18 protein-coding genes are annotated in these 14952 nt (G+C 40.1%); 14 read left to right on the top strand and 4 right to left on the bottom strand.

Going from position 1 to position 14952, the window contains the following annotated elements; genetic code table 11:
- The first annotated feature begins 168 nt into the window (after window positions 1–168).
- The 4 genes from NML69_RS05490 to NML69_RS05505 all read left to right on the top strand — a co-directional run bounded on the left by NML69_RS05490 (window position 169) and on the right by NML69_RS05505 (window position 3382).
- Window positions 169–1071, top strand: coding sequence for a DUF2268 domain-containing protein (locus tag NML69_RS05490; protein WP_254725567.1), 903 nt, complete (start codon window positions 169–171; stop codon window positions 1069–1071).
- A gap of 64 nt (window positions 1072–1135) precedes the next feature.
- Window positions 1136–1504 carry an EXLDI protein gene (locus tag NML69_RS05495; RefSeq protein WP_254725568.1) on the top strand — a complete coding sequence of 123 codons (369 nt, stop codon included), beginning with the start codon at window positions 1136–1138 and terminating at the stop codon, window positions 1502–1504.
- 212 nt (window positions 1505–1716) lie between these two features.
- A complete protein-coding gene (locus NML69_RS05500) occupies window positions 1717–2721 on the top strand; it encodes an NADP-dependent oxidoreductase (RefSeq protein WP_254725569.1) in 1005 nt (334 codons plus the stop codon).
- A gap of 16 nt (window positions 2722–2737) precedes the next feature.
- A complete protein-coding gene (locus NML69_RS05505; protein ID WP_254725570.1) occupies window positions 2738–3382 on the top strand; it encodes a TetR/AcrR family transcriptional regulator in 645 nt (214 codons plus the stop codon).
- A gap of 194 nt (window positions 3383–3576) precedes the next feature.
- Here NML69_RS05505 and NML69_RS05510 read toward each other — a convergent pair whose 3' ends face one another.
- Both NML69_RS05510 and gdhA read right to left on the bottom strand, forming a co-directional pair.
- Window positions 3577–4062 carry a GNAT family N-acetyltransferase gene (locus NML69_RS05510; RefSeq protein WP_254725861.1) on the bottom strand — a complete coding sequence of 162 codons (486 nt, stop codon included), beginning with the start codon at window positions 4060–4062 and terminating at the stop codon, window positions 3577–3579.
- 31 nt (window positions 4063–4093) lie between these two features.
- Entirely contained in the window at window positions 4094–5440 is a 1347-nt protein-coding gene (gdhA, locus tag NML69_RS05515) for an NADP-specific glutamate dehydrogenase (RefSeq protein WP_254725571.1), read from the bottom strand.
- 205 nt (window positions 5441–5645) lie between these two features.
- On the opposite strand from gdhA, the gene NML69_RS05520 reads away from it, so the two are divergent.
- The 7 genes from NML69_RS05520 (at window position 5646) to NML69_RS05550 (ending at window position 12140) form a co-directional block, all read left to right on the top strand.
- Window positions 5646–6581 carry a dihydroorotate oxidase gene (locus tag NML69_RS05520; protein ID WP_254725572.1) on the top strand — a complete coding sequence of 312 codons (936 nt, stop codon included), beginning with the start codon at window positions 5646–5648 and terminating at the stop codon, window positions 6579–6581.
- A gap of 32 nt (window positions 6582–6613) precedes the next feature.
- The gene (holA, locus tag NML69_RS05525) at window positions 6614–7651 is read left to right on the top strand and encodes a DNA polymerase III subunit delta (RefSeq protein ID WP_254725573.1); all 1038 of its coding nucleotides are present in this window, start codon (window positions 6614–6616) and stop codon (window positions 7649–7651) included.
- Between the two features lie 69 nt (window positions 7652–7720).
- Entirely contained in the window at window positions 7721–8326 is a 606-nt protein-coding gene (sodA, locus tag NML69_RS05530) for a superoxide dismutase SodA (protein WP_254725574.1), read from the top strand.
- A 153-nt stretch (window positions 8327–8479) separates the two neighbouring features.
- Window positions 8480–9010, top strand: coding sequence for a YutD family protein (locus tag NML69_RS05535; protein WP_001224367.1), 531 nt, complete (start codon window positions 8480–8482; stop codon window positions 9008–9010).
- Window positions 9011–9030: 20 nt separating this feature from the next.
- Window positions 9031–10116, top strand: a complete 1086-nt coding sequence (gene rlmN, locus NML69_RS05540) for a 23S rRNA (adenine(2503)-C(2))-methyltransferase RlmN (RefSeq protein WP_000804762.1) — start codon at window positions 9031–9033, stop codon at window positions 10114–10116.
- Window position 10117: 1 nt separating this feature from the next.
- Complete coding sequence (locus NML69_RS05545) at window positions 10118–10597, top strand: VanZ family protein (RefSeq protein WP_254725575.1); 480 nt, start codon at window positions 10118–10120, stop codon at window positions 10595–10597.
- Window position 10598: 1 nt separating this feature from the next.
- Window positions 10599–12140 (top strand): ABC-F family ATP-binding cassette domain-containing protein, encoded by a 1542-nt coding sequence (locus tag NML69_RS05550; RefSeq protein WP_049500494.1) that lies wholly within the window; start codon window positions 10599–10601, stop codon window positions 12138–12140.
- A gap of 42 nt (window positions 12141–12182) precedes the next feature.
- Here the strand turns inward: NML69_RS05550 and NML69_RS05555 are convergent, their stop codons facing one another.
- Window positions 12183–12383 (bottom strand): zinc-ribbon domain-containing protein, encoded by a 201-nt coding sequence (locus NML69_RS05555; protein ID WP_254725576.1) that lies wholly within the window; start codon window positions 12381–12383, stop codon window positions 12183–12185.
- A 66-nt stretch (window positions 12384–12449) separates the two neighbouring features.
- The gene (locus NML69_RS05560) at window positions 12450–13256 is read right to left on the bottom strand and encodes a peptidylprolyl isomerase (protein WP_198459486.1); all 807 of its coding nucleotides are present in this window, start codon (window positions 13254–13256) and stop codon (window positions 12450–12452) included.
- Between the two features lie 216 nt (window positions 13257–13472).
- Here NML69_RS05560 and rpsP point away from each other — a divergent pair, with 216 nt between their 5' ends.
- From rpsP to NML69_RS05575, 3 genes are read left to right on the top strand one after another with little or no spacing between them, the layout of a single operon-like run.
- Window positions 13473–13745, top strand: a complete 273-nt coding sequence (gene rpsP, locus NML69_RS05565; protein WP_000268760.1) for a 30S ribosomal protein S16 — start codon at window positions 13473–13475, stop codon at window positions 13743–13745.
- A gap of 19 nt (window positions 13746–13764) precedes the next feature.
- Complete coding sequence (gene kphA / locus NML69_RS05570) at window positions 13765–14004, top strand: RNA-binding protein KphA (RefSeq protein WP_000379617.1); 240 nt, start codon at window positions 13765–13767, stop codon at window positions 14002–14004.
- Window positions 14005–14047: 43 nt separating this feature from the next.
- Window positions 14048–14392 carry a MazG nucleotide pyrophosphohydrolase domain-containing protein gene (locus tag NML69_RS05575; RefSeq protein ID WP_232619934.1) on the top strand — a complete coding sequence of 115 codons (345 nt, stop codon included), beginning with the start codon at window positions 14048–14050 and terminating at the stop codon, window positions 14390–14392.
- The last annotated feature ends 560 nt before the right edge of the window (window positions 14393–14952 follow it).

Below are 14952 nucleotides of genomic sequence, written 5' to 3' on the forward strand. Positions count from 1 at the left end.
TTCTGTTACGATTTAAAATGGGTAAACCTACTTGAAATTATGGTCTGATACGAAAGTTCTAGTTTTTTTACTAACAGTTACTAGAATCTTGATATAATTTCAATTTTCTTCTTGACTCTGACCTTAGGGGAGGGAGTATACTAATGATAGATAAGAAAGGAGATTATTATGCAAATCAATATGATTCGTTCAGATAAAGTTTACCAAGAGATGCTCGAGCTTCCTTTAGAAAAGAGAGAAGGTTGCTTTCGAGCTAAGATTTTAGCACCTTTTGCAACAAAATATCAAACTCAACACATTCCTCTGAAAGCGAAGTATCCCGGAGGATTTGATGCTCTGTTCCTGCTTGGTTTTATGAATCAGCTACCCGGCACTCTATCAGAAAAGGATAGACCAGCTATCGACGCTCTGAGCTCTGATCAACTCTGGCAAGACTGTCAGGATACTATCAAGAGGAGTATTGGTCTTTTTGAGCAGGCTGGCTATGACTTAGAGGTTGAGGATTACAATTTTACTATTTTATTGGGTAATCCAGAAAAACCTATGCTACGGCTCAATAAGGGTTACAGCGGAGATGGTGGAATTCCAGGTTACCTCATGCTTAGTCTGCTACCGAATGACTATACTTTGCCACGTGTGCAAGCGGCGCTGGCCCACGAGTGCAATCATAATGTCCGATTCCAATTTATCAAATGGAACCAGCAGACGACACTAGCAGACTGGGTAGTCAGTGAAGGATTGGCAGAGTCTTTTGCTGCTGAGCTCTATGGCAAAGATCTCATCGGACCCTGGGTCACTTCAACCAGTCCAGAGCAGTTAGAAGAGATTAAGCCCATTATCTCAAGTCAACTTCAGCTAACGGGGATGGCGGAAATGGCTCCTTATCTTTATGGTGATGAAATGGCTGAGATTCAAGGTCAAATACCGGTTGGAATGCCTTATGCTGCGGGCTATGCTTATGGTTATCATCTGATACAAGCCTATCTGAAAAAGACTGGCAAGAGCATTATTGAAGCGACAGTAACACCGACAGAAGAGATTTTAGAGGCGACAAAAGACTTTTGGCAATGACATATTTTTGCTTGAAAATCTGCCAGAACCTGATATAATGTAGGTAATTTCTGGAGGTGATTATATGCACTATAAAAAGGTCGAATTGAAAGTCACAAATCAAGGTATCCATGAGCACAAGATTTTTCAAGGGGTTAAGATTTTCAGTCGCAGCAAGCTGTCCAAAGATCAGAAAAGTATTCTGACGCAGAAGCTTTTCCTGACACCGAAGCAAAACATCGTTTACTATCAACGGAAAGATATCAATTATGACCAGAACTGGCAACATAAGAAGGACTATTATGAACTAACTTATGGCCAGTTGGACAGAGAAACTGTCTTTAAGGTTTGTCAAGATTTTGACGACCTGAGTCCTTTTCTAGAGGATGAGCTGCTTGAGAAGCTAAAAGAAAAGCAAGCGACAGGCAAATTTTTTGAAAAGTTAGATATATAAAAATCCGACTGCTTTGATAAGCAGTCGGATTTCTTTGAGATATAGTTTGATAGTCTTTCATAAGGAAAACTAGATCTATTTTTATCATGAACAGCTAACTTAGTTAGAAGTTGTGGAACGGTATAGTTGACATCTATGAAGAATAAGCGTATAATCAGAGAAAAATGATTGAGTGCTCACTCAATATATAGATAAACAAAGGAGTTCATGAAATGGTTGTTCAAGCAATACAGTATAGTCGTTTCGGTGATGAAGAAGTGCTAGATTTGGTGAACATTAAATCTGATGTTTTGGAAGTGAATCAAGTTAGGGTAGAAGTTTATGCAGTTGGTTTAAATCCTATTGATTATAAGACTTTTGAGGGGGCAAAGCCACTTCGTTTTCTATCTTTTATGACGAAACTAAGGAAGCCAAGTCGTTGGTTTGAGTCAAAATCATCTCTCTTTCCAAGAGGTGTTGGTCGGGATTTTGCTGGAGTTATCACAGAAATTGGTGAAGGAGTAAGTCGGTTTGCAGTAGGGGACAAGGTTTTTGGAACAATGATCAGTGACCCTGGATTGGGGACCAAGAGGGGAGCTTTGGCAACAGAAATTTGTGTCAATGAATCGGAAATCGGACTAAAACCAGAGATGATTGATATGAACCATGCTGCTACTATGGGAGTGGCTTCCCTAACAGTGGGTGGTGCTTTTAGAAGAATCAACTTAAATCCTAAAGATGTTGTAGTTATTTCAGCGGCGACAGGTGGTATTGGAAGTATTGCAGTACAGTATGCAGTTGCTAAAGGTGCGACAGTTATTGGAATTGCTAGTAAGAAAAATTCAGAATATCTGAAGTCTTTAGGTGCCATACCAGTTGCTTACGAAGAGAACATCCAGAATGCTCTTCTATCAGCAAGTCCAAAGCCAATTACAAAATTCTTGGATTGCTATGGAAGTGATTATGTTAAGTTGGCTTTCAGTTTGGGATTGAAGGGTACGGCTATTGGAACGCTAGTTCCTTCACCATATGTTATGATAAGAGGAGCTCAGTTCACGGGTCCGAGACATTCGACATATGATGATTTGAACACTCTAGCGGAAATGGTCTCAGATGGGAAGGTTCGGCTGAATATTGATCAGGTTTATGATTTTTCTCTAAAGTCAGTTAGAGAGGCATATCGTAGTCTGAAGTCGGGACACACTCGAGGTAAGAAAGTTGTAAAAGTAAGAGAGTAGCAGAGAGGTACCAGCAATGGAAAGTTTAGAACAAAAGTATGCTCAGACATTAGAAAATAGTAACTTGAGTTTAAAACAACGTCAAGTATTATTATCAAGTCTAAAGCTATTTTCAGAAATTGGCTTTGAGAATACAACAGCAAGCCTTATTGCCAAGGTGGCTAGAGTTTCAGAAGGGACTGTTTTTAGTTACTTTAAAACCAAGGAAGGCATCTTAGAAGCTATTCTGTCAACTTTTCTCGAACAAGTTATTCCAGATATGATTGCTGATTTTTCTGAGAAGAAATTTACAGCAAACCAAGAGAGTTTTCCAGTGTTTTTGAGAAGCATTGTTCGAGATAGACTAGTTTTCATTCAGGAGAATCACATGCAAGTTAAAATTCTCTTGAGTCGTTCTTTTATTGATAAAACTATTTCTAATCAGTTAGGGAATGTTATTGTTCACTCTATCATTAAGCCAATTAGTCCAGTTCTGAATCAGTTTAAAGAAAATGGTGTTATCCGAGATTGGTCAAATGAAAGAATCGTTCGTTATATTTTAGCCTTGAGTCTTTCTTATGCTCTTCCAATGATGTTGAATGATAATGAGAACCTAGACATAGATGAAGCAGTAAATGAAATAGTTGAATGCCTGTCTTCTGCCTTAGTAGAAGTAAAATAAATCTTGATTTTTAAGCTTACTATTTTAAATAGTGAGCTTTTTTGAAACCAACATAAAAAATCCCCAATCATAATGATTGAGGATTGAAACAATACCTTAACTATCATAGCCTTGGCTACATTTTTAAAAGTTGTTTTAGCTGTGCTGAGGATCTTGATACTGATGTCCTCGAGACGACCAGAGTATACTGACATCTATTCATCTGATAAGAGAGACTTTATCATCCAGATATTCATAGCAGGATGGCCAGCGGCGTTAGAAAGTGGTTGTTGCAGTGATGTGAAACCATAGTGTTGATAGATGGCCACAGCCGTAGCCAGTTCAGTAGAGGTTTCTAGATAAAGCTGTTCATAACCAGCTAGGCGGGTTTCCTGGAATATCCGCTTTATCAAACGGCTAGAATAACCTTTGCCACGACTGTTTTTAGTGACATACAGTTTTTGTAATTCAGCAATCCTATCAGACACAGGTGAAAAGCCACCACAGCCAACCAGCTGACCTTCATCTTCCAGAACAAAGTAAGCTGCTCTCTCTTGATGTTGATAATAGTCGGCCAAATGATCTAGATGAGAATCAAAGTAGACAGTTCCTGGTTTGTCAAGCCCGAATTCTTCTAGGCTAGTTCGAATGAGCTGCGCTACAGCTGAATTGTCTCTCACTTCCATTGGCCGTAAGTTCATCATTTGTCCTCCGATAAGATGTATTGACTAATTAAACAATACCTTGTGCAATCATAGCGTTTGCTACGTTTTCGAAGGCAGCGATATTTGCTCCTGCAAGGTAGTCGGTACCAAGTCCGTATGTTTCAGCAGTTGTTTTAGCTGTGTTGAAGATGTTGGTCATGATGTCTTTGAGGCGTCCATCAACTTCTTCACGAGTCCATGAAAGGCGAAGGCTGTTTTGGCTCATTTCAAGCGCTGATACAGCTACACCACCAGCGTTGGCAGCTTTGGCAGGTCCGTAAAGGATTCCGTTTTCTTTGTAGACTTTAATCGCATCAAGGTCACTAGGCATGTTAGCACCTTCAGATACACAGATAACGCCTTGAGCAACCAAACGTTTAGCTGCTTCACCGTTGATTTCGTTTTGAGTCGCACATGGAAGAGCGATGTCGTAGTTTCCAACGTAAGTCCATACAGAACCTTCATGGTAAGTAGCAGTTGCTTTCTCAGCTGCGTACTCAGTCAAACGAGCACGGCGTTTTTCTTTAACATCAACCAAAAGATCGAAGTCAATACCATTTTCGTCGATGACATAACCGTTTGAGTCAGATACAGAGATAACAGTAGCGCCGAGTTCAGTCGCTTTTTGAAGAGCGTATTGAGCTACGTTACCAGAACCTGAAATAACCACTTTCTTACCAGCAAAACTGTTACCGTTAGCTTTGAGCATTTCTTCGGTATAGTAAACCAAACCATAACCAGTTGCTTCAGGACGAATCAAGCTACCACCAAATCCAAGAGGTTTACCAGTCAAGACACCCGCATCAAATTGGTTAAGGCGTTTGTATTGTCCGTAAAGGTAACCAATTTCACGTCCACCAACACCGATATCACCAGCAGGTACGTCAAGAGATGGTCCGATGTATTTTTGCAATTCTGTCATAAAGCTTTGGCAGAAGCGCATCACTTCAGCGTCAGTCTTTCCTTTAGGATCGAAGTCTGATCCACCTTTACCTCCACCGATTGGAAGTCCAGTCAAAACGTTTTTAAAGATTTGTTCGAAGCCGAGGAATTTCAAGATCCCTTGGTTTACAGTTGGGTGGAAACGAAGTCCGCCTTTATATGGTCCAACAGCTGAGTTAAATTGAACACGGTAACCACGGTTCACTTGGACTTTTCCATCACGGTCAACCCAAGGAACACGGAAAGAAATCACGCGCTCAGGCTCAGTGATGCGTGCCAAGATGTTTTCTTCGATATACTCAGGATGTTTTTCAAATACAGGCTCCAAAGTGCTGAAGAATTCTTCAACCGCCTGGAGAAATTCAGCCTCATGCCCGTTACGAGCTTTCACAGTTGCAAACACGCTTTGGATATAGTCTTTAGCAGATGTCATATCGTTCTCCTTTTTGTTGTTATATTTTATTACATGAGCCATTATAGCAGAATTTTTTTTGAGTGTAAAGAAAAAAACAGAAATTTTCTAAAAATTCTTTCAATTTACAAAACCGAACGTTTTATATAGAAATTAGTTTCTCAAAGAGAAAATCTTAAAGTATGGTATAATATTAGAAATAAAAGGAATCTGGAGGATCAGAATCATGGTATCAACGAAAACACAAATAGCTGGCTTTGAGTTTGCCAATTGCTTGATGAATGCAGCGGGTGTGGCTTGTATGACGATAGAGGAACTTGAAGGAGTCAAAAACTCAGCAGCGGGTACTTTTGTCACAAAGACAGCGACCTTGGACTTTCGTCAGGGAAATCCTGAACCACGATACCAGGATGTTCCGCTTGGTTCTATCAACTCTATGGGCTTGCCAAATAATGGCTTAGACTACTATCTAGACTATCTTTTGGACTTGCAGGAAAAAGAGCCAAACCGTACTTTCTTCCTATCTTTAGTCGGCATGTCTCCAGAAGAAACACATACCATCTTGAAAAAAGTGCAAGAGAGTGAATTCAAAGGACTTATAGAGCTCAATCTCTCTTGTCCAAACGTTCCAGGAAAACCTCAGATTGCCTATGATTTTGAGACAACAGACCGTATCTTGTCAGAGGTATTTGCCTACTTTACCAAACCTCTTGGGATCAAATTGCCACCTTATTTTGATATTGTTCACTTTGACCAAGCTGCAGCTATTTTCAACAAATATCCACTCAAGTTTGTTAACTGTGTTAATTCTATCGGAAATGGTCTCTATATTGAAGATGAGTCTGTCGTGATTCGTCCCAAAAATGGATTTGGTGGGATTGGTGGAGAATACATCAAGCCAACAGCTCTAGCGAATGTTCATGCCTTCTATCAACGTCTCAATCCTCAAATCCAAATCATTGGAACGGGTGGCGTTCTAACGGGTCGTGATGCCTTTGAACACATCCTCTGCGGTGCTAGTATGGTGCAAGTAGGAACGACGCTCCACAAGGAAGGTGTCGGTGCTTTTGAACGCATTACCAATGAACTAAAAGCAATCATGGCGGAAAAAGGGTATGAGAGTCTAGAAGATTTCCGTGGGAAATTGCGCTACATTGATTAAAGTTACTAAAAAATCAGAAGAAAGGAGAGAAGATGCTAGCTATTGAAGACAGTCAGAAGTTGACTTTATCAAATCTACCTAGCTTGAATCTATTTACAGGGACAGACCAGGGTCAGTTTGAAGTTATGAAGAGTCAAGTGTTGAAACAGATTGGTTATGATCCAGCTGATCTCAACTTTGCTTACTTTGATATGAAAGAAGTAGCTTATAAAGACTTAGAGTTGGAGCTGGTCAGTCTCCCTTTCTTTGCGGATGAGAAAATCGTGATATTAGACCATTTTGTCGATATCACAACAGTCAAGAAACGATTTTTAGCAGATGATGAGCTAAAGTCATTTGAGGAATACCTTGATAATCCTTCGCCAACAACCAAGTTATTGATATTTGCTGAAGGAAAACTGGATAGCAAAAGAAGGCTGGCCAAACTGCTCAAACGTGATGCGACTGTTTTTGACGCTATTGAACCCAAGGAACAAGAACTGCGCCAGTATTTCCAAAAATGGAGTCAGACACAAGGTTTGCAGTTTGTGGGGCAATCCTTTGAAAATCTACTTATCAAATCTGGTTTCCAATTTAGTGAAATCCAGAAAAATCTCCTCTTTTTACAGTCTTATAAGTCAGACGGTGTGATTGAGGAGAAGGACATTGTCGAGGCTATTCCAAAGACCTTGCAGGACAATATTTTTGATTTGACTCAGTTTATTTTAGCTAAGAAGATTGACCAGGCCCGTGACCTGGTTAGAGATTTGACCTTGCAAGGGGAGGATGAAATCAAGCTCATAGCTGTCATGTTAGGACAGTTTCGTACCTTTACCCAAGTGAAGATTTTATCAGAAGCTGGTCAGACAGAATCGCAGATCGCAAGCAGTTTGGGGACTTATTTGGGACGCAATCCAAATCCTTATCAAATCAAGTTCGCATTGAGAGATTCGAGAGGGATTTCCTTGACCTTTCTCAAGCGAGCGATTTCTTATCTGATCGAAACAGACTACCAGATTAAGACAGGTGTCTATGAAAAAGGGTATCTGTTTGAAAAGGCACTTTTGCAGATTGCGGCAGAAGCAAATTGAGCAAAAAACTTGAAAAAAGAGGATGATTGCGTTATCATTTTCATATAGAAAGAAAAAGAGGTATTACAGATGGCTATTATCTTACCAGACCTTCCATACGCATATGACGCTTTGGAACCATACATCGATGCAGAAACAATGCACTTGCACCATGACAAACACCACCAAACTTATGTCAACAATGCTAATGCAGCTCTTGAAAAACACCCAGAAATCGGTGAAGACCTTGAAGCTTTGCTTGCTGATGTAGACTCTATCCCAGCTGATATCCGTCAAGCGCTTATCAATAACGGTGGTGGACACTTGAACCACGCTCTTTTCTGGGAATTGATGACTCCTGAGAAAACAGCTCCATCAGCAGAACTTGCAGCAGCAATCGATGCAACATTTGGTTCATTTGAAGAGTTCCAAGCAGCCTTCACTGCAGCAGCAACAACTCGTTTCGGCTCTGGATGGGCATGGTTGGTTGTCAACAAAGAAGGGAAGCTTGAAGTAACTTCAACCGCAAACCAAGATACTCCAATCTCAGAAGGTAAAAAACCAATCTTGGGCTTGGATGTTTGGGAACATGCTTACTACGTGAAATACCGCAACGTGCGTCTTGACTACATCAAAGCTTTCTTCTCAGTCATTAACTGGAACAAAGTAGATGAGCTTTACGCAGCAGCGAAATAATGAATAGGAAGGGAAGAGTCATTCTTCTCTTTTTGCTTTATATGGCAGAAGTCTGACAAAATCGTCAGACTTTTTTCTTTTTTATGAGAAACGTGCTAACTGCTAGAAATTATGGTAAAATAGAGTGTTAAGTAATCGTGGAAAAGGAAGATTATGCGTAAAGAAATTGCACCTGAATTATACAACTATAACAAGTTTCCTGGCCCAGAATTTCATGTGAATGGGGATAAGGTTGAGACTGAAGGGATTGCTTTTACCTTGGTTGAAAATATCAAGGATGCTTTCGATGTGACGGTCTTTAATCAACGCTTCTCAGAAGTGTTGACCAAGTTTGATTATGTCGTGGGGGACTGGAGCAATGAACAGCTCCGTCTACGTGGCTTTTACAAAGACGACCGAACAGAGGAAAAAATTGAAAAGATCAGTCGCTTACAGGACTATCTTTTGGAGTACTGTAGTTATGGTTGTGCTTATTTTGTCCTAGAAAATCAAGCACCGAAACGGGCTTCATTTGACAAGAAAATGCGTAAAAAGGAAGAGGAAAACCTTCCTAGAAGAGGCAAGAAACCTTCGCAAAACAAGAGAAAACCAAATACGGATAAGCGAAATAGACGTCGTCTTAAGGACCAAAAGTCTCAGAAAGAGGACAAGGGACAGCGCCATTTTGTCATTCGTCAGAAATAGATAGAGAATAAGGAGAAGAGATGAAACCGTCTATTTATAGTTTAACACGTCAAACCATGCAAGAATGGGTATTAGAACAGGGAGAAAAGAAATTCCGTGCAGATCAAATCTGGGAATGGCTCTATCGTAAACGTGTCCAGTCATTTGAAGAAATGACCAACCTTTCCAAGGATTTGATTGCCAAGCTTAATGACCAGTTTGTGGTCAATCCATTGAAACAGCGGATTGTACAAGAGTCTGCTGATGGTACTGTTAAGTATCTTTTCGAGTTGCCAGATGGCATGTTGATTGAGACAGTACTCATGCGTCAACACTACGGTTTGTCAGTCTGTGTGACCACTCAGGTTGGCTGTAATATTGGTTGTACCTTCTGTGCATCAGGCTTGATCAAGAAGCAACGTGACCTCAATAACGGGGAAATCGTAGCACAGATCATGCTAGTTCAGAAATACTTTGACGAACGTGGTCAGGATGAACGTGTCAGCCATATCGTTGTTATGGGAATTGGTGAACCATTTGATAATTACAACAATGTTTTGAATTTTGTCCGTACCATCAATGATGACAAGGGGATGGCAATCGGTGCTCGTCACATCACTGTTTCAACCTCAGGTTTGGCCCATAAAATTCGTGACTTTGCTAATGAAGGCGTACAGGTCAATCTGGCTGTTTCCCTTCACGCACCCAATAATGAATTGCGCTCAAGCATCATGAAAATTAATCGTGCCTTTCCGATTGAAAAGCTTTTCGCAGCTATTGAGTACTATATCGAAACAACTAATCGTCGTGTAACCTTTGAATATATCATGCTCAATGAAGTCAATGATGGTGTAGAACAAGCCTTGGAATTGGCTGAATTGCTCAAGAACATCAAGAAATTGTCTTATGTAAACTTGATTCCTTATAACCCTGTTAGTGAGCATGACCAATATAGCCGTAGTCCTAAAGAGCGCGTGATGGCCTTCTACGATACTCTCAAGAAAAAAGGGGTCAACTGTGTTGTCCGTCAAGAGCATGGTACAGATATTGATGCAGCTTGTGGACAATTGCGCTCCAATACAATGAAACGTGACCGCCAGAAGGCAGTCGCAGCGGTAAATCCATAAAATGACTAAAAAAAGAGAATTAATCTTGAGATTGGGAGTGGTTGTTTATAGCCTTTGCATTGTTTGTTTTTGCTTTACTCCCCAACCTCAACTTCCTACAGGAGTGGAAACTCCAGGTATTCAAACTTTTGGACGCCTGGTTTTTCTTTTAACTCCCTTAAACTCCCTTTGGAATCTAGGTGAGGTGACCAGTTTGGGGCAAGTCCTTTGGATCTTTTTGCAGAATATTTTAAATGTCTTCTTACTCTTCCCTCTGGTCTTTCAACTGATCTATCTCTGTCCAAATTTACGGCAAACGAAAAAAATCATCCTTCTCAGTTTTCTACTGAGTCTAGGAATTGAGTGTACGCAACTAGTTTTAGATTTTTTATTCGACTTTAATCGAGTCTTTGAGATTGATGATTTGTGGACCAATACCCTGGGAGGCTATCTGGCTTGGGTTCTCTATAAAGGACTGCATAAAAATAAGATAAGGAATTAGAATGAGTATTTTAGAAGTTAAAAATTTAAGTCACGGTTTTGGTGACCGTGCAATTTTTGAAGATGTGTCCTTCCGTCTCCTAAAGGGAGAGCACATCGGTCTTGTCGGTGCCAATGGTGAAGGGAAATCAACCTTTATGAGCATTGTGACTGGTAAGATGTTACCAGATGAAGGGAAGGTGGAGTGGTCAAAATATGTGACTGCTGGCTATCTGGATCAGCACGCTGTGCTAAAGGAAGGTCAAACCGTGCGTGATGTGTTGCGGACAGCCTTTGATGAGCTATTTAAAGCAGAAGCTCGTATCAATGACCTCTATATGGAAATGGCAGAGGACGGAGCAGATATTGATGCGCTGATGGAAGAAGTAGGAGAACTCCAAGACCGTTTGGAGAGTCGTGATTTCTATACTTTGGATGCTAAGATTGATGAAGTAGCGCGTGCTCTTGGTGTCATGGACTTTGGCATGGATACGGATGTAACTGCCTTATCAGGTGGACAAAGAACCAAGGTGCTTTTGGCTAAACTCCTCCTTGAAAAACCGGATATTTTGTTGCTTGACGAGCCAACTAACTACTTGGATGCTGAACACATTGACTGGCTCAAACGCTATCTCCAAAACTATGAGAATGCCTTTGTCCTTATTTCACATGATATTCCTTTCCTCAACGACGTAATCAATATCGTCTATCATGTGGAAAATCAACAGTTGACGCGTTACTCTGGTGACTACTACCAGTTCCAAGAAGTCTATGCTATGAAGAAATCTCAGTTGGAAGCGGCCTATGAACGTCAGCAGAAAGAGATAGCGGACCTCAAGGATTTCGTGGCTCGAAACAAAGCGCGTGTTGCAACACGAAATATGGCCATGTCCCGTCAAAAGAAATTGGATAAGATGGATATTATCGAACTGCAAAGTGAGAAGCCAAAACCATCCTTTGATTTCAAACCAGCTCGTACGCCAGGGCGCTTTATATTCCAAGCCAAGGACTTGCAGATTGGTTATGACCGTCCTCTTACCAAGCCTTTAAACCTTACTTTTGAACGCAATCAAAAGGTTGCCATTATCGGGGCAAATGGTATCGGGAAAACAACTCTCTTGAAGTCTCTCTTGGGCATTATTCCACCAATCGCTGGGGAAGTTGAACGCGGTGACTATCTAGAACTTGGTTACTTTGAACAGGAAGTAGAAGGTGGCAATCGTCAAACACCACTAGAGGCCGTCTGGAATGCCTTTCCTGCCCTTAACCAAGCAGAAGTCCGTGCAGCCCTTGCTCGTTGTGGCTTGACAACTAAGCACATCGAAAGCCAAATTCAGGTCTTATCAGGTGGAGAACAAGCCAAGGTACGCTTCTGTCTCTTGATGAACCGTGAAAACAACGTTTTAGTGCTGGACGAGCCGACCAACCACTTGGATGTAGATGCCAAGGATGAACTCAAACGCGCTCTCAAAGAATACAAGGGATCGATTCTTATGGTTTGCCACGAACCAGACTTTTATGAAGGCTGGATGGACCAAATCTGGGATTTTAACAAGCTAACTTAAAAGCGCTAAAAAAGCCAAGTCGAAATGACTTGGCTTTTTTGACTAGTAATTTAAATAGTTTTCAACTTCAGATTTCTCAATTTCTTTACCGTAGTGGCAAATCGGACAAGAAACGAAGTAACTTTTACCATAAGGAAAAAGTGGAATCCAGTAAAGGGTGAACTTGCGCCCAGTTTCTACGATCTCCCAAGTGTCGACATTGTTACAGTGACCACATTCGATCGCTGTTTGCGTATGTCCCAAATCTTTCTGATAACCTTTAGAACCCTAAAATAAAATCATGTCATCGTCTCCTTATCTGTTGATGGCTTATTTTTTACTGAAGTCGTAGTCTTTCACCACTTCGATACTATCAATGGTGATAGCAGACGTTGGTTTGTCTTTCTCATCTTTTTCAGCTTTGGCAATCTTGTCAACAACGTCCATGCCATCGATGACTTGACCAAAGACAGGGTGTTTGCCGTCTAGACTTGGATTTCCACCTTCTTTATAGGCTTCGATGATTTTCTTTGGATACTTGCTAGTAGGGAGTTTAGCTGAAATATCTGTTGAGTTTTGGTTGATGAAGAACTGGCTACCGTTGGTGTTTGGTTGACCAGTGTTAGCCATAGCAAGGGCTCCGCGGATATTGTATAGGTAAGGAGAGATTTCATTTTTGAAACCAGTTCCTTTGTCCTTTGTTTTATCCTTATCATGCCAGATGGATTGGCCACCTGTACCGTCTCCTTTAGGATCTCCAGTTTGGACCATAAAGCCATCGATGACACGGTGGAAGGTGATGCCGTTATAGTAGCCTTCTTTGGCATGAGTGAGAAAGTTTTCAACTGCTAGAGGTGCTAGTTTTGGAAAGAGTTTGATGCGGATATCGCCTTGATTTGTGTGTAAAATGACCTCGGCTTCATCTTCAGCAACTTCTTTAGAAAGTTGAGGGAAGTTGGCATTTTCATTGGTTAAAGCGTCATTCAAATCTTTGGCAGCCTGAGCAGCTGCTTTTGAGCTTTCTTCAGCAGAGATGCTGGAGTCGACATATTCATCACCACGGAGACCACGTTGGATACTAGTACATCCAGCAAGGGCTACAGTGGATAGTAAAAGAAGGGCTGCTAGTTTTTTCATTGTTAACCTCTCAAAAATTCATTTCTACCATTGTACCTTAAAAGGAGTTTGATTTCAAATGTAAAAGATTTTACTAAAAATTTCTAGTAGTTAAAAAAATTAAAACTCTGTCAAGTTTTTTTCTTGACACCTGTCAGAAATCTGCTATAATAGAACATGTGCTAAATAGCTTAGCTATTTCACCGAAATAAAAAATAAGAAAAGAGACATTAAAAAATGGCAGTTAAAATCCGTTTGACTCGTATGGGTTCTAAGAAAAAACCTTTCTACCGTATCAACGTAGCAGACTCACGTTCACCACGTGACGGACGTTTCATCGAAACAGTTGGAACTTACAACCCACTTGTTGCTGAAAACCAAGTAACTTTGAAAGAAGACCGCGTTCTTGCATGGTTGGCTGATGGAGCTCAACCTTCAGATACAGTTCGCAACATCCTTTCAAAAGAAGGCGTATTGAAAAAATTCCACGATTCTAAATTCTCAAAATAAGTTTAAAGTAGGTTGACAGATGGATACGATTGAAAATCTCATTATTGCGATTGTGAAACCTTTGATTTCACAACCTGATGCCTTAACTATCAAGATTGAAGACACACCAGAGTTTTTGGAGTATCACTTGGATCTTGACCAAAGCGATGTCGGTCGTGTTATCGGTCGTAAGGGTCGCACTATCTCAGCGATAAGAACGATTGTCTACTCTGTCCCAACTGAAGACAAAAAAGTAAGAATCGTTATCGATGAAAAATAAAAAAAGCGGGACGGATGTCTCGCTTTTTTGTGAGGAGGAGAAGATGAAGGATTTAACGTTTAGACAATTACAAGATTACTTACTCGAACTTTACCAGCAATCTCGAACTGAGGAAGGTCTCTTTATCAAGCTAGTGGAGGAAGTCGGAGAAGTAGCCGAGGTCTTGAATGGGCGCTCTGGTCGAAAAGAGGGCGTTCAGGACTCAAACGAGGAACTTGCCAAAGAACTGGTTGATATCATTCATTACACCGTCGCTATTGCGGCTATCAACGACATTGACCTAACCAAAACCATTTTTGACAAAGATAAAAAAGCAGCCATTAAGTACCAACATGAAAGAGATTTGGAGAGTTTTTTGAAGGGAGATTTGAGAAATATTGAACACTGATTATTTTTAAAAAATAGACTGGGCGGTGTATATTGATTGGTTATTACGAATTATACAGATTTCGACTTTTATAGGTGTAATTTTAAAAATAAGTTTCCAGAATAAGGCCTATATTAATAATATCGAAATTCAGGCAATTAAACCAATCGAATTTGATTCCTTACATACGAGATTTCATCATGTTTATGAGTTTAAACATAATAAAAATGATAAACATTATAACCATTTGATTTTTTATCCAAAAGAAGTTGACATTGAAATTGTAGAATTTTATTCTTTAATCTATGATTCAAAAAGTAATCGTTTAGTCATTCAAGATAAAATACATACAGTCAAAAATTTAAAAAATTATACATGCTTATTGATTTATACAAATTTACCTGAGACTATACCTAGTTTAAGAATGAAATGGAAGACAAGTCAAGGTCAAATTGGGGAGTATACATTTTATAGTAATATGTATAACGGGAATATAAATATTTCTTCTTTTAAATATAAATTAACATTAAAGAGGAAACTACTAGCAATTTTGGGATTATAGCTGATTTTCTCCAACTTGT

This window comes from Streptococcus sp. CF8-6, assembly GCF_024295845.1.
Taxonomy (GTDB): domain Bacteria; phylum Bacillota; class Bacilli; order Lactobacillales; family Streptococcaceae; genus Streptococcus; species Streptococcus oralis_BO.